The sequence below is a fragment of the Pseudomonas sp. D3-10 genome (assembly GCF_051132175.1).
In the GTDB taxonomy this organism is placed as follows: Bacteria; Pseudomonadota; Gammaproteobacteria; order Pseudomonadales; family Pseudomonadaceae; genus Aquipseudomonas.
Window position 1 is genome coordinate 853,410 of sequence record NZ_CP071668.1, and the last position, 18,083, is coordinate 871,492.

The 18,083-nt window shown below is 58.7% G+C and carries 16 protein-coding genes and 2 tRNA genes; 17 read left to right on the forward strand and 1 reads right to left on the reverse strand.

Annotated features, from left to right (window positions below):
• The first annotated feature begins 141 nt into the window (after positions 1-141).
• The 8 genes from grpE to J3P90_RS03700 all read left to right on the forward strand — a co-directional run bounded on the left by grpE (position 142) and on the right by J3P90_RS03700 (position 10,588).
• Entirely contained in the window at positions 142-708 is a 567-nt protein-coding gene (grpE, locus tag J3P90_RS03665; protein ID WP_039592327.1) for a nucleotide exchange factor GrpE, read from the forward strand.
• A gap of 101 nt (positions 709-809) precedes the next feature.
• Positions 810-2,726 (forward strand): molecular chaperone DnaK, encoded by a 1,917-nt coding sequence (gene dnaK, locus J3P90_RS03670; protein ID WP_420765587.1) that lies wholly within the window; start codon positions 810-812, stop codon positions 2,724-2,726.
• A 290-nt stretch (positions 2,727-3,016) separates the two neighbouring features.
• Entirely contained in the window at positions 3,017-4,141 is a 1,125-nt protein-coding gene (gene dnaJ, locus J3P90_RS03675) for a molecular chaperone DnaJ (protein ID WP_420765586.1), read from the forward strand.
• 9 nt (positions 4,142-4,150) lie between these two features.
• Positions 4,151-4,957 (forward strand): 4-hydroxy-tetrahydrodipicolinate reductase, encoded by an 807-nt coding sequence (dapB, locus tag J3P90_RS03680; protein WP_420765585.1) that lies wholly within the window; start codon positions 4,151-4,153, stop codon positions 4,955-4,957.
• Between the two features lie 255 nt (positions 4,958-5,212).
• Entirely contained in the window at positions 5,213-6,349 is a 1,137-nt protein-coding gene (carA, locus tag J3P90_RS03685) for a glutamine-hydrolyzing carbamoyl-phosphate synthase small subunit (protein ID WP_434648983.1), read from the forward strand.
• A gap of 105 nt (positions 6,350-6,454) precedes the next feature.
• Positions 6,455-9,676 carry a carbamoyl-phosphate synthase large subunit gene (carB, locus tag J3P90_RS03690; protein WP_420765583.1) on the forward strand — a complete coding sequence of 1,074 codons (3,222 nt, stop codon included), beginning with the start codon at positions 6,455-6,457 and terminating at the stop codon, positions 9,674-9,676.
• A 2-nt stretch (positions 9,677-9,678) separates the two neighbouring features.
• Positions 9,679-10,155 (forward strand): transcription elongation factor GreA, encoded by a 477-nt coding sequence (gene greA / locus J3P90_RS03695; RefSeq protein ID WP_420765659.1) that lies wholly within the window; start codon positions 9,679-9,681, stop codon positions 10,153-10,155.
• 28 nt (positions 10,156-10,183) lie between these two features.
• Positions 10,184-10,588, forward strand: coding sequence for an MFS transporter (locus J3P90_RS03700; RefSeq protein ID WP_420765582.1), 405 nt, complete (start codon positions 10,184-10,186; stop codon positions 10,586-10,588).
• A 10-nt stretch (positions 10,589-10,598) separates the two neighbouring features.
• Here J3P90_RS03700 and J3P90_RS03705 read toward each other — a convergent pair whose 3' ends face one another.
• Positions 10,599-10,907 (reverse strand): YhbY family RNA-binding protein, encoded by a 309-nt coding sequence (locus J3P90_RS03705; RefSeq protein WP_181287543.1) that lies wholly within the window; start codon positions 10,905-10,907, stop codon positions 10,599-10,601.
• Positions 10,908-11,014: 107 nt separating this feature from the next.
• Between J3P90_RS03705 and rlmE the strand changes: the two genes are divergently transcribed.
• From rlmE to rimP, 9 genes are all read left to right on the forward strand, one after another.
• Entirely contained in the window at positions 11,015-11,665 is a 651-nt protein-coding gene (gene rlmE / locus J3P90_RS03710) for a 23S rRNA (uridine(2552)-2'-O)-methyltransferase RlmE (protein WP_039592319.1), read from the forward strand.
• A 192-nt stretch (positions 11,666-11,857) separates the two neighbouring features.
• The gene (ftsH, locus tag J3P90_RS03715; protein WP_420765581.1) at positions 11,858-13,768 is read left to right on the forward strand and encodes an ATP-dependent zinc metalloprotease FtsH; all 1,911 of its coding nucleotides are present in this window, start codon (positions 11,858-11,860) and stop codon (positions 13,766-13,768) included.
• 8 nt (positions 13,769-13,776) lie between these two features.
• Positions 13,777-14,628, forward strand: coding sequence for a dihydropteroate synthase (gene folP, locus J3P90_RS03720; protein ID WP_434607838.1), 852 nt, complete (start codon positions 13,777-13,779; stop codon positions 14,626-14,628).
• Positions 14,629-14,644: 16 nt separating this feature from the next.
• The gene (gene glmM, locus J3P90_RS03725) at positions 14,645-15,982 is read left to right on the forward strand and encodes a phosphoglucosamine mutase (protein ID WP_420765579.1); all 1,338 of its coding nucleotides are present in this window, start codon (positions 14,645-14,647) and stop codon (positions 15,980-15,982) included.
• Between the two features lie 66 nt (positions 15,983-16,048).
• A complete protein-coding gene (tpiA, locus tag J3P90_RS03730) occupies positions 16,049-16,804 on the forward strand; it encodes a triose-phosphate isomerase (RefSeq protein WP_420765578.1) in 756 nt (251 codons plus the stop codon).
• 4 nt (positions 16,805-16,808) lie between these two features.
• Complete coding sequence (gene secG, locus J3P90_RS03735; protein ID WP_420765658.1) at positions 16,809-17,192, forward strand: preprotein translocase subunit SecG; 384 nt, start codon at positions 16,809-16,811, stop codon at positions 17,190-17,192.
• Positions 17,193-17,213: 21 nt separating this feature from the next.
• A tRNA-Leu gene (locus J3P90_RS03740) sits at positions 17,214-17,299 on the forward strand.
• Positions 17,300-17,396: 97 nt separating this feature from the next.
• Positions 17,397-17,473, forward strand: a tRNA-Met gene (locus tag J3P90_RS03745).
• Positions 17,474-17,609: 136 nt separating this feature from the next.
• Complete coding sequence (gene rimP / locus J3P90_RS03750; RefSeq protein ID WP_420765577.1) at positions 17,610-18,068, forward strand: ribosome maturation factor RimP; 459 nt, start codon at positions 17,610-17,612, stop codon at positions 18,066-18,068.
• Positions 18,069-18,083: the final 15 nt, after the last annotated feature.

The following is an 18,083-nucleotide window of genomic DNA, read 5'->3' on the forward strand; positions in this document are numbered from 1 at the left end:
TTAGTGCTGCGTGGAATGATTATGCTGCTGCCTTTTGTAGGGTTAATTCGTCAGATGGCCCTTGAAGCTGGAAAACCCGGCCCCATATACCGGGGCAGAAGCGCGAGTCGAGCTCGCGGACGAAATTGAAAGGAGAAATCTATGGCTGACGAACAGACGCAGGACACCCAAAATCTAGACGCCAATCAGGCTCCCCAGGATTCGGGTGAAGACCTGGCGGCACGTGTACAAGTGCTCGAAGAGCAACTGGCCGGTGCGCAGGATCAGGCGTTGCGTGTAGCAGCCGATCTGCAGAACGTCCGCCGTCGTGCCGAGCAGGATGTGGAAAAGGCTCATAAGTTCGCCCTGGAACGTTTTGCTGGCGACCTGCTGCCGATCATCGACAGCCTGGAGCGGGGTCTGGAGCTGTCCAACCCGGACGACGAGAACATCCGTCCAATGCGTGAAGGCATCGAGCTGACCCTGAAAATGTTCCAGGACACGCTCAAGCGTTACCAGCTAGAAGCGATCGATCCTCACGGTGAACCCTTCAACGCCGAGCACCATCAGGCCATGGCGATGCAGGAAAGTGCAGACGTCGAGCCAAACAGCGTGCTGAAAGTGTTCCAGAAGGGCTATCTGCTCAACGGTCGCCTGCTGCGCCCGGCCATGGTTGTGGTCAGCAAGGCGCCAGCGCCGGTTTCGCCTTCTATTGATGAGCAGGCTTGAAATCGGGCGAAACGGCCCCATTAAGAAGTCAAGCGTTTAAGTGCTACCGCAGTTAACCACCAATGCTGCGGCAACAAAATCCAAGTTCCGGGAGAGTCAAGATGGGCAAAATTATCGGTATCGACCTGGGGACCACCAACTCGTGCGTCTCCGTGCTGGAAAACGGCAAGGCCAAGGTTATTGAAAACGCTGAAGGCGCGCGCACCACGCCGTCGATCATCGCGTACGCCAACGATGGCGAAATCCTGGTGGGTCAGTCCGCCAAGCGCCAGGCTGTGACCAATCCGCATAACACCCTGTACGCGGTGAAGCGTCTGATCGGTCGCAAGTTCGACGAAGAAGTCGTTCAGAAAGACATCAAGATGGTGCCTTACAAGATCGCCAAGGCTGACAACGGCGACGCCTGGGTTGAAGTGAACGGCCAGAAAATGGCGCCGCCACAGATCTCGGCTGAAATCCTGAAGAAAATGAAGAAAACCGCCGAAGATTACCTCGGCGAGGCAGTGACCGAGGCTGTTATCACTGTCCCTGCTTACTTCAACGACAGCCAGCGTCAGGCGACCAAAGACGCCGGCCGCATCGCGGGCCTGGACGTAAAACGCATCATCAACGAACCAACCGCGGCCGCTCTGGCCTACGGCATGGACAAGGCCAAGGGCGATCACACCGTGATCGTTTACGACCTGGGTGGCGGTACCTTCGACGTTTCCGTGATCGAGATCGCTGAAGTCGACGGCGAGCACCAGTTCGAAGTGCTGGCGACCAACGGCGACACGTTCCTCGGTGGTGAGGACTTCGACATCCGCCTGATCGACTACCTCGTCGATGAGTTCAAGAAAGAAAGCGGCATGAACCTCAAGGGTGACCCGCTGGCAATGCAGCGCCTCAAAGAAGCCGCTGAAAAAGCCAAGATCGAACTGTCCTCGAGCCAGTCGACCGACGTCAACCTGCCGTACATCACCGCAGACGCCACCGGTCCGAAGCACCTGAACGTGAAGATTTCCCGCGCCAAGCTCGAAGCGCTGGTTGAAGACCTGGTTCAGCGCACCATCGAGCCTTGCCGCATTGCGATGAAAGACGCCGGTATCGACGTGGGTTCGATCAACGACGTGATCCTGGTCGGCGGCCAGACCCGTATGCCGCTGGTGCAGAAGCTGGTAACCGATTTCTTCGGTAAAGAAGCTCGTAAGGATGTGAACCCTGACGAAGCCGTTGCCATGGGTGCCGCCATCCAGGGCGCCGTTCTGGCTGGTGACGTGAAGGACGTTCTGCTGCTCGACGTCAGCCCGCTGACCCTGGGTATCGAAACCATGGGCGGCGTGATGACTGCGCTGATCGAGAAAAACACCACGATTCCTACCAAGAAATCCCAGGTGTTCTCGACTGCCGATGACAACCAGAGCGCCGTGACCATCCACGTGCTGCAAGGCGAGCGTAAGCAAGCCGCCCAGAACAAGTCGTTGGGCAAGTTCGACCTGGCCGAGATTCCACCGGCTCCACGTGGCGTGCCACAGATCGAAGTGACCTTCGACATCGACGCCAACGGCATCCTGCATGTCGGCGCGAAAGACAAGGCCACCGGCAAGACCCAGTCGATCGTGATCAAGGCCAACTCCGGCCTGTCCGAAGAAGAAATTCAGCAGATGGTTCGCGACGCTGAAGTCAACGCCGAGGAAGACCGCAAGTTCGAAGAGCTGGCAAGCGCGCGTAACCAGGGCGATGCCTTGGTGCACTCGACTCGCAAGATGATCGCTGACGCCGGTGACAAAGTGACCGCCGAAGAAAAAACGGCGATCGAAGCGGCTGTAGTTGCTCTTGAAGCTGCCGTCAAAGGCGACGACAAGGCGGCCATCGAAGCGAAGATCGAAGAGTTGTCGAAAGTCTCCGCGCCAGTGGCTCAGAAGATGTATGCCGAGCAGGCCCAGCCCGCTGAAGGCGCAGCGCCGCAAGGCGAGTCGGCCGAGAAAACCGACGATGTCGTCGACGCTGAGTTCGAAGAAGTGAAAGACAACAAGTAATCGCTTGTTGGTCGGCCGGTTGACTGCTTTTGTGCGGTGGCTGGTAGGATGTCGCCGCGCGGGAGCTTGCTCCCGCGTTGGCGTGTCTGGAGGCAGCGAATTTTTGCAGCATGCGACAAAGCTCGGGTGCTGACGGTGGGTTCGGGAATGCTCCTGCTTTCCGGGCGATATGCACCGAGACCAGGATCGTTGAATCGACGTGAGTTGGGTTCGGGCCTGTATGGAGGCCCAACGAGTTTGGCGAGGTTCAGGAGAGGTTTGCCGAACGTCCTATAAGAGTGCAAAGACTAATGGCAAAACGTGATTTTTACGAAGTATTGGGTGTTGAGCGGGGGGCCAGCGAAGCAGAGCTGAAGAAGGCCTATCGTCGCCTGGCGATGAAACACCACCCGGACCGTAATCCCGGCGACAAGGCTTCGGAAGAGATGTTCAAGGAGGCCAACGAGGCCTATGAAGTCCTGTCCGATTCCAGCAAACGCGCGGCTTACGACCAGTACGGCCATGCCGGTGTCGACCCTAGCATGGGTGGCGGCGGTGCCGGTTTCGGCGGACAGAACTTCTCCGATATTTTCGGCGATGTGTTCAGTGATTTCTTCGGTGGCGGCCGTGGCGGTGCCCGTGGTGGCGCCCAGCGAGGCAGTGACCTGCGCTACACGCTGGAGCTGAGCCTCGAGGAGGCGGTGCGGGGGACCACGGTCAATATCCGTGTTCCGACGCTGGTCAATTGCAAACCATGCGACGGCTCGGGTGCCAAGAAGGGTTCCTCGCCAGTCACTTGCCCTACCTGTGGCGGTATCGGCCAGGTTCGCATGCAGCAAGGCTTCTTCTCGGTCCAGCAGACCTGTCCGCGCTGCCATGGCCAAGGCAAGATCATTTCCGATCCGTGCGATGCCTGCCATGGCGAAGGGCGTGTCGAAGAGTACAAGACGCTGTCGGTGAAAGTGCCGGCCGGTGTCGACACGGGCGACCGTATCCGCCTGTCCGGCGAAGGCGAGGCAGGTGCCCAGGGTGGTCCGACTGGCGACTTGTATGTGGTCATCAACGTGCGCGAACACGCGATCTTCCAGCGTGACGGCAAGCACTTGTTCTGCGAAGTGCCTATCAGCTTCGTCGATGCGGCGCTGGGTGGCGAGCTGGAAATCCCGACCCTCGATGGTCGCGTCAAGCTGAAGATCCCTGAGGGGACGCAAACAGGCAAGCAATTCCGGATTCGCGGCAAGGGCGTGGCGCCGGTGCGTGGCGGTGGTGCGGGTGACCTGATGTGCCGCGTTGCGGTAGAGACACCGGTCAACCTGAGCCGGCGTCAGCGAGAACTGTTGGAAGAGTTCCGCAGCTCGTTGGCGGATGACAATAGCCACTCCCCTAAAACCACTGGCTGGTTCGAAGGCGTGAAGCGCTTCTTCGGCGACCTGTAAGGAGTGGGCATGCGACGTATTGCTGTGATGGGCGCCGCGGGGCGCATGGGCAAGGCGCTGGTCGAAGCGGTGCAGCAACGCTCGCCGCTTTCGGGCCTGACCGCTGCCATCGTGAGGCCCGACAGTACGCTGGTAGGCGCCGATGCTGGCGAGTTGGCCTCGCTTGGGCGTATCGGCGTGCCAATGTCCGGTGGGCTGGAAAAGGTGCTCGACGAGTTTGACGTCCTGATCGATTTCACCCTTCCGGAAGTGATGCTCAAGAACCTTGCCATCTGCCGCAAGGCTGGCAAGGCCATGGTGATCGGCACGACCGGCCTGGATGCCGCGCAAAAGCAATTGCTGGCCGACGCAGGCAAGGACATCCCGATTGTATTTGCGGCGAACTTTAGCGTCGGCGTGAACCTGTCGCTGAAGTTGCTGGACTTGACTGCTCGAGTGTTGGGCGACGATGCGGATATCGAAATCATCGAGGCACATCACCGGCACAAGATCGATGCGCCTTCGGGCACCGCGTTGCGCATGGGTGAAGTGATTGCCGATGCGCTGGGTCGCGATTTGCAGGAAGTGGCCGTGTACGGGCGCCAGGGGCATACCGGTGCTCGGGACAGAGACACCATCGGTTTCGCGACCGTGCGTGGCGGCGATGTGGTGGGTGATCACACCGTGCTGTTCGCGACTGAGGGCGAGCGTTTGGAAATTACCCACAAGGCATCGAGCCGGATGACCTTCGCCAAGGGCGCTGTGCGTGCCGCGCTTTGGTTGGATGGTCGTGAGCCTGGTTTGTACGACATGCAGGATGTTCTCGACCTGCGTTGATGTCTCTGAAGACGGGATTCAGGTTATACTGAGCCCCGTTTTACGCCGCTTCGCGACGACCTGTCGCATTCCCCTGCCTTTCAGGCTCATTAGCGGTGGACCAAAAAAGCCTTTTTCTGTAAGCTACAGCTTTAGTGTGTCCACTAAAAGCGCGCAGAATAATTCAGTGAACAAGCGGGGTGACGTGTCCATACGTCACTCCGCTTTTTTACAACCTGCGATCGCCCTTTCAGGCTTTATTTACGGGAGGTCTTCTTGACTAAGCCAGCCATACTCGCCCTTGCTGATGGCAGCATTTTTCGCGGCGAAGCCATTGGAGCCGACGGTCAGACCGTTGGTGAGGTGGTGTTCAACACCGCAATGACCGGCTATCAGGAAATTCTTACCGATCCTTCCTACGCCCAACAAATCGTTACCTTGACCTATCCGCACATCGGCAACACTGGCACCACGCCGGAAGACGCTGAGTCCGATCGTGTCTGGTCCGCTGGCCTGGTGATCCGCGACTTGCCGCTGGTAGCGAGCAACTGGCGTAACACGATGTCCCTCTCCGACTACCTGAAAGCCAACAATGTCGTGGCGATTGCCGGTATCGATACCCGCCGCCTGACCCGCATCCTTCGGGAAAAAGGCGCGCAGAACGGCTGCATCATGGCCGGCGACAACATTTCCGAAGAGGCGGCCATCGCCGCCGCCCAGGGGTTTCCAGGCCTCAAGGGCATGGACCTGGCGAAGGTCGTCAGCACCCAGAAGCAATATGAGTGGCGCTCCTCGGTCTGGGATCTGAAAACCGACAACCACGCGACGATCGAAGCCTCCGAGCTGCCGTACCACGTGGTCGCGTACGACTACGGCGTCAAGTTGAACATCCTGCGCATGCTGGTCGCACGTGGCTGCCGCGTGACGGTAGTGCCAGCACAAACCCCGGCGGCTGACGTCCTGGCGCTCAAGCCTGATGGCGTGTTCCTGTCCAACGGCCCGGGTGACCCGGAGCCTTGCGACTACGCCATCCAGGCGATCAAGGATGTGCTGGAAACCGAGATTCCGGTATTCGGTATCTGCCTCGGTCACCAATTGCTTGCCCTGGCATCGGGTGCCAAGACCGTCAAAATGGGTCATGGCCATCATGGTGCAAACCACCCGGTCCAGGACCTGGACACCGGTGTCGTCATGATCACCAGCCAGAACCACGGTTTTGCAGTCGACGAAGCGACCCTGCCGGCCAACGTGCGCGCGATTCACAAGTCGCTGTTCGATGGCACGCTGCAAGGTATCGAGCGTACCGACAAGAGCGCGTTCAGCTTCCAGGGCCACCCAGAAGCGAGCCCGGGCCCGAACGACGTGGCGCCGCTGTTCGATCGCTTCATCAACGAGATGGCCAAGCGACGCTGACCGCGTGAAGCCCGAGGGCGGCCCCGAAAACGGCGGCCCCCTCGGGCGCTTCAAAGATTGTTCGACGGCCTAGCCGACTGACCTGCGGATTTGAGTGACAAACCCATGCCAAAACGTACAGACATAAAAAGCATCCTGATTCTCGGCGCTGGCCCGATCGTGATCGGCCAGGCCTGCGAATTCGACTACTCCGGCGCCCAGGCCTGCAAAGCCCTGCGCGAAGAGGGCTATCGCGTCATCCTGGTGAACTCCAACCCGGCCACCATCATGACCGACCCGGCCATGGCCGACGCCACCTACATCGAACCGATCAAGTGGCAAACCGTTGCCAAGATCATCGAGAAGGAGCGCCCGGACGCTCTGCTGCCTACCATGGGCGGCCAGACCGCGCTGAACTGCGCCCTTGAGCTGGAGCGCGAAGGCGTCCTGGAGAAATTCGGTGTGGAAATGATCGGCGCCAACGCCGACACCATCGACAAGGCCGAGGACCGTTCGCGTTTCGACAAGGCGATGAAATCCATCGGCCTGGACTGTCCGCGCTCGGGTATCGCCCACAGCATGGAAGAAGCCAACGCGGTCCTGGAGCGCCTTGGTTTCCCATGCATCATCCGTCCGTCCTTCACCATGGGCGGCACCGGTGGTGGCATCGCCTACAACCGTGAAGAATTCGAAGAAATCTGCGCCCGTGGTCTCGATTTGTCGCCGACCAAGGAATTGCTGATCGACGAATCCCTGATCGGTTGGAAAGAATATGAAATGGAAGTTGTCCGCGACAAAAAGGACAACTGCATCATCGTCTGCTCCATCGAGAACTTCGACCCGATGGGTGTGCACACCGGTGATTCGATCACCGTTGCGCCGGCCCAGACCCTGACGGACAAGGAATACCAGATCCTGCGTAACGCCTCCCTGGCGGTATTGCGCGAGATCGGCGTGGAAACCGGCGGCTCCAACGTCCAGTTCGGCATCTGCCCGAACACCGGTCGCATGGTGGTCATCGAGATGAACCCGCGGGTGTCCCGTTCCTCGGCGTTGGCCTCCAAGGCCACCGGTTTCCCGATCGCCAAGGTCGCCGCCAAGCTAGCCGTGGGCTACACCCTGGACGAGCTGTCGAACGACATCACCGGCGGCAAGACACCGGCGTCCTTCGAGCCGTCCATCGACTACGTCGTGACCAAGCTGCCACGCTTCGCCTTCGAGAAGTTCGCCAAGGCTGACGCTCGCCTGACCACCCAGATGAAGTCGGTCGGTGAAGTCATGGCCATCGGCCGGACCTTCCAGGAATCCCTGCAGAAAGCCCTTCGCGGCCTGGAAGTGGGTGTTTGCGGCCTCGATCCGAAGCTGGACCTGAGCAACCCGGAAAGCATGAGCGAGCTCAAGCGCGAGCTAACCGTGCCGGGCGCCGAGCGTATCTGGTACGTGGCCGATGCCTTCCGCGCCGGCATGACCGTCGAACAGATTTTCGGCATGAACATGATCGATCCTTGGTTCCTGGTGCAGATCGAAGATCTGATCAAGGAAGAAGAGAAGGTCAAGACCCTGGGCATGTCCAGCATTGACCGCGACACGATGCTGCGCCTCAAGCGCAAAGGCTTCTCCGACCAGCGCCTCGCCAAGTTGCTGGGCGTGACCGACAAGAGCCTTCGCGCCCATCGTCACAAGCTGGAGGTTTTCCCGGTCTACAAGCGCGTCGACACCTGCGCCGCTGAGTTCGCCACCGATACCGCCTACCTGTACTCCACGTACGAAGAAGAGTGCGAAGCCGCGCCGTCGAGTCGTGACAAGATCATGATCCTGGGTGGCGGCCCCAACCGGATCGGCCAGGGCATCGAATTCGACTACTGCTGTGTACACGCGGCACTGGCCCTGCGCGACGACGGTTACGAGACCATCATGGTCAACTGCAACCCGGAAACCGTATCCACTGATTACGACACGTCCGATCGTCTGTACTTCGAGCCTGTCACCCTGGAAGACGTGCTGGAAATCGTCCGCGTCGAGAAGCCAAAGGGCGTGATCGTCCAATACGGCGGCCAGACCCCGCTGAAACTGGCTCGCGCCCTTGAAGCCGCTGGCGTGCCGATCATCGGTACCAGCCCGGATGCCATCGACCGCGCGGAAGACCGCGAGCGCTTCCAGCAGATGGTCGAGCGCCTGAACCTGCGCCAGCCGCCAAACGCCACCGTGCGCAGCGAAGACGAAGCCATTCGCGCCGCCGCGAAGATCGGCTACCCGTTGGTTGTTCGTCCGTCCTATGTACTGGGCGGTCGCGCGATGGAAATCGTCTACCAGGAAGACGAACTCAAGCGTTACCTGCGCGAAGCGGTCCAGGTGTCCAACGATAGCCCGGTATTGCTTGACCACTTCCTCAACTGCGCCATCGAGATGGACGTGGATGCGGTCAGCGACGGCAAGGATGTGGTGATCGGCGCGATCATGCAGCACATCGAACAGGCCGGTGTTCACTCCGGTGACTCCGCTTGCTCGTTGCCACCTTACTCGCTGCCGGCGCACATCCAGGACGAGATGCGCGAACAGGTCAAGAAAATGGCCTTGGAGCTGGGCGTCATCGGCCTGATGAACGTGCAACTGGCCCTGCAGGGCGAAGACATCTATGTCATCGAAGTCAACCCGCGCGCTTCCCGCACCGTGCCGTTCGTTTCCAAGTGCATCGGTGTTTCCCTGGCAATGATCGCTGCACGGGTCATGGCTGGCAAAACCCTGCAAGAGCTGGGCTTTACCAAGGAAATCATCCCGAACTTCTACAGTGTGAAAGAAGCGGTGTTCCCGTTCGCCAAGTTCCCGGGTGTTGACCCGATCCTCGGCCCGGAAATGAAATCCACCGGTGAAGTCATGGGCGTGGGCGATACTTTCGGTGAGGCTTTCGCCAAGGCCCAGATGGGCGCCAGCGAAGTGTTGCCGACGGGTGGCACGGCGTTCATCAGTGTGCGTGATGACGACAAGCCACTGGTTGCAGGCGTGGCCCGTGATCTGATCAACTTGGGCTTCGAAGTGGTCGCCACTGCCGGTACTGCCAAGCTGATCGAAGCAGCAGGCCTGAAAGTGCGCCGCGTGAACAAGGTGACCGAGGGCCGTCCGCACGTGGTCGACATGATCAAAAATGACGAAGTCACGCTGATCATCAATACCACCGAAGGTCGCCAGTCGATCGCTGATTCCTATTCCATTCGTCGCAATGCGCTGCAGCATAAGATCTACTGCACCACGACCATTGCTGCCGGCGAAGCGATCTGCGAAGCGCTCAAGTTCGGCCCTGAGAAGACCGTACGTCGCTTGCAGGATCTACATGCAGGATTGAAGGCATGAGCATAACCAAGTACCCCATGACCGTTCAGGGCGCTCGCGCCCTGGAAGAAGAGCACGCTCACCTGACCAAGGTCGAGCGTCCTCGCTTGAGCCAGGCCATCGGTGAGGCTCGTGAGCTGGGCGACCTGAAGGAAAACGCCGAATACCACGCTGCGCGTGAAGAGCAGGGCATGGTCGAGGCGCGTATCCGTGACATCGAAGGCCGTATGCAGAACGCGGTGATTATCGATGTCACCACGATCCCGCACACTGGCAAAGTGATTTTCGGCACCACCGTGGAAATCGCCAACGTCGAGACTGATGAAAGCGTCACTTACCAGATCGTTGGCGAGGACGAGGCGGACATCAAGCTCGGCAAGATTTCAGTCGGTTCCCCTATCGCCCGTGCCTTGATTGCCAAGGAAGAGGGTGACGTGGTTGCCGTGAAGACGCCTGGCGGTGTCATCGAGTATGAGATTGTCGAAGTCCGTCATATCTGAACGAAGCCGCCCGCTGCGAGCGGGCGCCATGATCTGGCAGCTCGCCCAGATGTTGTGGGTGGGCGGCGTCTGGTTGCTGCACATCGGTCTGCTGCCGGTACTGGGCAAAATTGGCCTGGCGCCGCTGCTTATCGATGAAATCGCGAGCATGCTGACGGCGCTGCTGGTGGGATTTTCCGCAGCGTGCGTGCTGTTTCAGGCGCTGGTGTTGGTTCAGGCTGAGGGCTTTGTCAGTCTATGGCGCGACATTCGTGGGCAATTGCTGCTCATGTCGTTGTACGCATGCGGAATGTTCCTGGCGGTGCGTCTCGGTTGGCCAAGTGCAACGCAGTGGCAGGTATTCAGTTACCTGATACTGGGCTTTTCCGGATTGGTGCTAGTGTTGCAACCGGTTCCCGGCTGGAGCGGCAGGGTGTGCGAAGCACACCCTTGACCCTTTGGTATCACTTGAAGCGGTGAACGTTCGACAATTGCTTGTTGACGCTGAAGTTCTTGCGGTAAATCAGCGCCATCTTGCCGATGACCTGCACGAGGTCTGCCTTTCCGACTTTACACAGTTCGGCAACGGCAGCCAGGCGGGCTTCGCGGTCGAGGATGTTGAGCTTGATCTTGATCAGCTCGTGATCGCCCAAGGCGCGTTCCAGTTCGGCGAGCACACCCTCAGTCAAACCGTTGTCAGCCACAGTCAAAACCGGTTTCAGATGGTGGCCAATGGATTTGTATTGTTTCTTCTGCTCTTGAGTGAGCGGCATAATCTGACCCCTGCGTCTGATCTTGTAAAAAGCGGCGGCCAGTTTACCCGAGCGAGTCCGGGACCGCCCAGTTAATCACGACGCGATTTATTTTTTAGAGGTGGCCCGTGGCCCGTTCCAAGACTAGCCAGAACTGGCTCAAAGAACATTTCAACGACCCGTACGTCAAAATGGCGCAAAAAGACGGCTATCGTTCGCGCGCCAGCTATAAATTGCTGGAGATCCAGGAAAAAGATCGCCTGATTCGTCCTGGCATGACCGTGATCGATCTCGGCGCAGCGCCGGGAGGCTGGTCGCAAGTAACCAGTCGTCTGATTGGCGGCCAGGGGCGGCTGATCGCGTCCGATATCCTGGAAATGGACGGTATCCCCGATGTCACCTTCATCCAAGGCGACTTCACGGAAGACGCGGTGTTGGCGAAAATCCTGGAGGCCGTCGGAAATACCGAAGTCGACCTTGTGATTTCCGATATGGCCCCCAATATGAGTGGATTAGCGGCTGTCGACATGCCTCGTGCGATGTTTTTGAGCGAGCTGGCCCTGGATCTGGCTGGGCGGGTTCTGCGTCCGGGTGGTGATTTCCTGATCAAGGTTTTCCAGGGCGAGGGCTTCGATGAGTACCATAAGGGTATCCGCAAGCTGTTCGACAAAGTGCAGATGCGCAAGCCGTTGTCGTCCCGTGACCGTTCTCGCGAGCAGTACCTGCTGGCGCGTGGGTTCCGCGGGATTGAAGGCGCTGCCAGTGATGAGCGTCTTTAATCAGGGGCGATAGTTTTTTTTGTCTCGCCTTGAAAATGGCAGGTAACGAAAATTACGCGAGTCAAAGTTTCACAAAGGGTTACAGACGGCGCCTGCCAAGTCGCAGGTAATGTAGTAAGTTAGGCCGGTGAATATCATGCGAAGCGCGCGCCAGTAGCGGAGCTTGCTTCAGAGGGTAGTTAATTGAACGATATGGCAAAGAATCTGATCCTGTGGTTGATCATCGCTGCTGTCCTTGTGACCGTGATGAACAACTTCTCCAGCCCTAACGAGCCGCAGACCCTCAACTATTCCGACTTCCTCCAGCAGGTCAAGGAAGGCAAGGTCGAGCGCGTAGCCGTTGATGGCTATGTGATTACCGGCAAGCGCGCCGATGGCGACACTTTCAAGACCATTCGTCCGGCTATCCAGGACAACGGCCTGATCGGCGACCTGGTGGACAATCATGTCGTGATCGAAGGCAAGCAGCCCGAGCAGCAAAGCATCTGGACCCAGCTTCTGGTCGCCAGCTTCCCTATCCTTGTGATCATTGCGGTGTTCATGTTCTTCATGCGCCAGATGCAGGGTGGAGCCGGAGGCAAGGGCGGGCCGATGAGCTTCGGCAAGAGCAAGGCTCGGCTGTTGTCCGAAGATCAGGTCAAGACCACCCTTGCCGACGTCGCGGGTTGCGATGAGGCGAAGGAAGAAGTGGGTGAGCTGGTCGAGTTCCTGCGCGATCCGGGCAAGTTCCAACGCCTGGGTGGCCGCATCCCACGTGGTGTGCTGATGGTTGGCCCGCCGGGTACAGGTAAAACGCTGTTGGCCAAGGCGATTGCCGGCGAAGCGAAAGTGCCGTTCTTCACGATTTCCGGCTCCGACTTTGTCGAAATGTTCGTCGGCGTGGGCGCCAGCCGTGTTCGTGACATGTTCGAGCAAGCCAAGAAACACGCGCCGTGCATCATCTTCATCGACGAAATCGACGCGGTCGGTCGTCACCGTGGTGCTGGTATGGGTGGTGGTCACGACGAACGTGAGCAAACCCTGAACCAGTTGCTGGTGGAGATGGACGGTTTTGAAATGAACGACGGCATCATCGTGATTGCCGCCACCAACCGTCCTGACGTGCTTGACCCCGCGCTGTTGCGTCCAGGTCGTTTCGACCGCCAAGTCGTGGTGGGGCTGCCAGACATCCGCGGTCGCGAGCAGATCCTGAAGGTCCACATGCGCAAGGTGCCAATGGGTGACGATGTCGCTCCAGCGGTCATCGCCCGCGGTACGCCGGGTTTCTCCGGTGCGGATCTGGCGAACCTGGTAAACGAAGCGTCGTTGTTCGCGGCCCGTTCCGGCAAGCGCGTCGTTGAAATGAAAGAGTTCGAATTGGCCAAGGACAAGATCATGATGGGCGCCGAGCGCAAATCGATGGTCATGTCGGAAAAGGAAAAGCAGAACACGGCTTACCACGAGGCGGGTCACGCTATCGTCGGTCGAGTGGTGCCTGAGCATGATCCGGTTTACAAGGTTTCGATCATCCCGCGCGGTCGCGCGCTGGGTGTGACGATGTTCCTACCGGAAGAAGACCGCTACAGTCTCTCCAAGCGTGCCTTGATCAGCCAGATCTGTTCGCTGTACGGCGGTCGTATCGCTGAAGAGATGACGTTGGGTTTCGATGGCGTGACGACTGGTGCGTCAAACGACATCATGCGTGCCAGCCAGATTGCGCGAAACATGGTGACCAAGTGGGGCTTGTCCGAGAAGCTCGGGCCGCTGATGTATGCCGAGGAAGAAGGCGAAGTGTTCCTTGGCCGCGGTGGCGGTGGTCAACATGCAAGCTTCTCCGGTGAGACTGCCAAGCTGATTGACACTGAAGTTCGCAGCATCATCGACCACTGCTACGGCACGGCGAAGCAGATCCTCACGGACAATCGCGACAAGCTGGATGCGATGGCTGATGCCTTGATGAAATATGAAACCATCGATGCCGAGCAGATCGACGACATCATGGCAGGCCGCACGCCACGTGAGCCTCGGGATTGGTCCGGTGGCACGGGTGCCTCAGGTACGCCTCCGGCGGTGCAGGGCGAGCGCCCGGAAACACCCATCGGCGGCCCGGCTGCCGACGTTTAAGGCTTGAAATGACTTCTGTTCAGTCCTCGACCCGGTTGCCTTGCGGCAACCGGGTTCTTGATTTGGCCCGTGTGCATGTCATGGGCATCCTCAATGTCACTCCAGATTCCTTTTCCGATGGTGGGCGCTTCAGTCAGCTCGACGCTGCGTTGCGACATGCGCAAGCCATGGTCTGCGCTGGCGCGACGTTGATCGATGTTGGCGGAGAGTCCACTCGTCCCGGTGCGCGGGCGGTTTCGCCTACGGAAGAGCTGGAGCGAGTGGCGCCGATTGTCGAGCGCATCCATCGCGAGCTCGATGTCGTCATCTCAGTCGATACGTCCACGCCGGCAGTCATGCGGGAGGCGGCGCGCTTGGGGGCGGGGCTTATCAATGATGTTCGCTCCTTGCGTCGAGATGGCGCTCTGGATGCGGCCGCCGCTACGGGCCTGCCGGTTTGCCTGATGCATATGCTGGGCGAGCCTGGAACCATGCAGGACGACCCGCATTATGACGACGTGACCAAGGAGGTGGGCGAGTTCCTGGCGGAGCGCATGAACCAGTGCGCTGCCGTGGGCATTCCCGCCGAGCGCATTATCCTTGACCCTGGATTCGGTTTTGCGAAGACAGTGGCCCACAATCTAAGCCTGTTCAAACATATGGAAGCCTTGCATGCCCTTGGGCGACCCTTGTTGGTTGGGGTTTCGCGAAAGAGCATGATAGGCAACGCCCTGGGGCGTCCGGTAGGAGAGCGCCTCTATGGAGGTCTCGCCCTGGCGGCCCTGGCCATTACGAAAGGCGCGCGTATATTACGGGTGCATGATGTGATCGAAACAATGGATGTCGTGCGGATGATCGCCGCGGTGGATTCAGCCGAATAAGAATGATGGAGCACTTATGAGCAAAAAATACTTTGGCACCGACGGTATCCGTGGTCGGGTCGGCGAATACCCCATTACCCCCGATTTCATGCTCAAGCTTGGCTGGGCTGCCGGCATGGCGTTCCGAAAGATGGGGGCCTGCAAGGTCCTGGTCGGAAAGGACACGCGCATATCCGGCTACATGTTCGAATCGGCCCTTGAGGCCGGCCTGACCTCCGCAGGTGCCGATGTCATGCTGCTCGGACCGATGCCCACACCTGCCATTGCCTACCTGACGCGTACATTCCAGGCGCAGGCTGGCATTGTGATCAGTGCGTCGCATAACCCTCATGACGACAACGGCATCAAGTTCTTCTCCGGCAAGGGCACCAAGCTGCCGGACGAAATCGAACTGATGATTGAAGAGTTGCTGGACGCGCCCATGACGGTCGTCGAGTCGAGCAAGATCGGCAAGGTATCCCGGATCAACGACGCATCGGGTCGCTACATCGAATTCTGCAAAGGCAGTGTTCCAACCGGTACCAGTTTTTCGGGGCTGAAGATCGTTGTCGATTGTGCCCATGGAGCAACCTACAAAGTTGCACCGAGCGTTTTTCGAGAGCTGGGCGCCGAGGTGGTGGTGCTTTCTGCCCAGCCTAACGGGCTGAACATCAACCATAACTGCGGTTCGACCCACACCGAGGCATTGCAGGCGGCTGTACTGGCTGAGCATGCGGATCTCGGTATCGCCTTTGACGGTGATGGCGACCGAGTGCTGATGGTCGATCACACCGGTACGGTTGTCGACGGTGATGAGCTGCTGTTCATTATTGCTCGTGATTTGCACGGTCGGGGCAAGCTGCAAGGTGGTGTTGTCGGGACATTGATGAGCAACCTCGGACTTGAGCTGGCCCTGGCTGACCTGGATATCCCCTTCGTGCGCGCCAATGTGGGCGACCGCTACGTGATTTCCGAGCTGCTGGAGCGCAGTTGGGTGATTGGTGGTGAGAACTCGGGGCACATCGTTTGCTTCGACCATACCACCACCGGTGATGCGATCATTGCCGCGTTGCAGGTGCTGATGGCGCTCAAGGCGCGCAACGAAGGGCTCGCCCAGTCGCGCCAGGCGTTGCGCAAGTGTCCGCAGGTATTGATCAACGTACGTTTCGGTGGCGGTGTGAATCCACTCGAACACACGATGGTCAAGCAGGCCAGCGAGCGAGTGACCCAGGCGATGGCTGGGCGCGGAAGGGTATTGTTGCGCAAGTCAGGGACAGAGCCTTTGGTGCGTGTAATGGTCGAAGGCGAGGATGAAGCACAGGTCCGTGGTTATGCCGAAGAGTTGGCAAAACTCGTTACTGAAGTTTCTGCCTGAATTCGGCTTGCCAGTCATGAAACGGTTGGGTAACATCTGCGCCCACTTTGACCGACGAGGTACAGCATGCGTCGCCCTATGGTAGCTGGTAACTGGAAGATGCACGGTACCCGCGCCAGCGTCGCTGAGCTGATCAAAGGCCTTCGTAGTCTGGCCTTGCCAAGCGGTGTTGATGTCGCGGTATTCCCGCCTTGCCTGTATATCAACCAAGTGGTTGATGGCTTGAAAGGCAAGTCGATTTCGATCGGTGCGCAGAACTCTGCGGTGGAATCCATGCAAGGCGCGTTGACCGGTGAGATTGCACCGAGCCAGCTCGTTGATGCAGGTTGTTCGCTGGTTCTGGTAGGGCACTCCGAGCGCCGCATGATCATGGGCGAGCAGGATAAAGCCCTGATCCGCAAGTTTGCTGCGGCCCAGGCCTGTGGCCTTGTTCCGGTGCTGTGCGTAGGGGAGACCCTGGAACAGCGTGAATCCGGGCAGACGCTTGAAGTGGTAGGGCGCCAACTGGGTAGCATTATCGAGGACCTGGGTGTCGGAGCCTTTGCCAAGGCGGTCATCGCTTACGAGCCTGTCTGGGCCATTGGTACCGGACTGACGGCTTCGCCGCAGCAGGCGCAGGATGTGCACGCCGCCATCCGCGCGCAGCTGGCGGCAGAAAATTCTGAAGTGGCACGAGGTGTGCGGCTTCTATACGGCGGCAGCGTGAAGGCGGCCAATGCGGTCGAACTGTTCGGCATGCCGGATATCGATGGGGGGCTCATTGGTGGGGCGTCCCTGAATGCAGATGAGTTCGGTGCGATCTGTCGCGCCGCGGGAAACTGAAAAAATGCTGGAAACAGTCGTAGTCGTTTTTCATCTGCTGGGCGCGCTGGGTGTTGTCGCTCTCGTATTGCTGCAGCAGGGTAAAGGTGCGGATGCTGGTGCGTCTTTTGGTGCAGGTGCTTCAAATACTGTATTCGGAAGCCAAGGTTCCTCTACCTTTCTTAGTAAGTTTACTGCTATACTCGCCGCCGGTTTCTTCATAACCAGCTTAGGGTTAGGTTACTTTGCTAAAGAGAAGGCTCATGAGCTGACTCAGGTAGGTTTGCCAAACCCAGCGGTGTTGGAAGCGCCAAAGCAGCAACCGGTTTCTGATGATGTCCCGGTGCTTCAAGAGCAAAAGTCGGCCAACTCGGCGACTGACGTGCCTCCAGCTCAAGAGCAGAAGTAGGAAAGTTTCAAACGCTGTATTGCCGAGGTGGTGGAATTGGTAGACACGCAACCTTGAGGTGGTTGTGCCCATAGGGTGTAGGGGTTCGAGTCCCCTTCTCGGTACCAATTATCAGGAGAGCCCGCTATTGCGGGCTTTCTTGTAGGTGGAAGGGTTACATTGACCCTATAAGGGATCGGTCGTATACTTCCGCCCCAGCTTTGTCGCGGGATGGAGCAGCCTGGTAGCTCGTCGGGCTCATAACCCGAAGGTCGTCGGTTCAAATCCGGCTCCCGCAACCAGTTTCAGGGCCCCTTCCAAGGGGCTTTTTGTTAGCTGGACACTTTACAACGCCGCTGTTCAACGGCGTTTCAAGGATGGGCGTTTCGCCCATTTTTTATTTTGCACAGCATGCACTACATGCACGAGGGGGTTCAGGTGTCGAGCAAGCTAGAAGAGTTGCAGGCCTTGTTGGCCCCGGTGGTCGTGGCCCTAGGCTATGAATGCTGGGGTATTGAGTTTTCGGCTCAAGGTCGCCACTCAATGTTGCGCGTTTATATTGATAAAGAAGGCGGTGTGCTGGTGGACGATTGCGCCATTGTCAGCCGTCAGATCAGCGGTGTGCTGGATGTTGAAGATCCAATCACATCCGAATACACCCTTGAAGTTTCCTCGCCTGGCATGGAGCGCCCTCTGTTCACCCTTGAGCAGTTCGCTTTGTTTGCCGGTGAACAAGTGAAAATCAGGCTGCGCTCGCCTTTCGAAGGTCGACGCAACTTCCAAGGCCTTCTACGCGGTGTAGAAGAGCAGGACGTCGTGGTTCAAGTAGACGAACATGAATTCCTGTTGCCGATCGATATGATCGACAAGGCCAACATTATTCCCAGTTTTGACTGATACGTGCCAGATACT

What these genes read in the sequence shown, in the direction of transcription:
- secG (WP_420765658.1), top strand. Translation starts at nt 16,809, where the DNA reads ATGCTGGAAACAGTCGTAGTCGTTTTTCATCTGCTGGGCGCGCTGGGT.
- folP (WP_434607838.1), top strand. Translation starts at nt 13,777, where the DNA reads ATGACTTCTGTTCAGTCCTCGACCCGGTTGCCTTGCGGCAACCGGGTT.
- dnaJ (WP_420765586.1), top strand. Translation starts at nt 3,017, where the DNA reads ATGGCAAAACGTGATTTTTACGAAGTATTGGGTGTTGAGCGGGGGGCC.
- J3P90_RS03705 (WP_181287543.1), bottom strand. Translation starts at nt 10,907, where the DNA reads ATGCCGCTCACTCAAGAGCAGAAGAAACAATACAAATCCATTGGCCAC.
- carB (WP_420765583.1), top strand. Translation starts at nt 6,455, where the DNA reads ATGCCAAAACGTACAGACATAAAAAGCATCCTGATTCTCGGCGCTGGC.
- glmM (WP_420765579.1), top strand. Translation starts at nt 14,645, where the DNA reads ATGAGCAAAAAATACTTTGGCACCGACGGTATCCGTGGTCGGGTCGGC.
- grpE (WP_039592327.1), top strand. Translation starts at nt 142, where the DNA reads ATGGCTGACGAACAGACGCAGGACACCCAAAATCTAGACGCCAATCAG.
- dnaK (WP_420765587.1), top strand. Translation starts at nt 810, where the DNA reads ATGGGCAAAATTATCGGTATCGACCTGGGGACCACCAACTCGTGCGTC.
- dapB (WP_420765585.1), top strand. Translation starts at nt 4,151, where the DNA reads ATGCGACGTATTGCTGTGATGGGCGCCGCGGGGCGCATGGGCAAGGCG.
- J3P90_RS03700 (WP_420765582.1), top strand. Translation starts at nt 10,184, where the DNA reads ATGATCTGGCAGCTCGCCCAGATGTTGTGGGTGGGCGGCGTCTGGTTG.
- ftsH (WP_420765581.1), top strand. Translation starts at nt 11,858, where the DNA reads ATGGCAAAGAATCTGATCCTGTGGTTGATCATCGCTGCTGTCCTTGTG.
- tpiA (WP_420765578.1), top strand. Translation starts at nt 16,049, where the DNA reads ATGCGTCGCCCTATGGTAGCTGGTAACTGGAAGATGCACGGTACCCGC.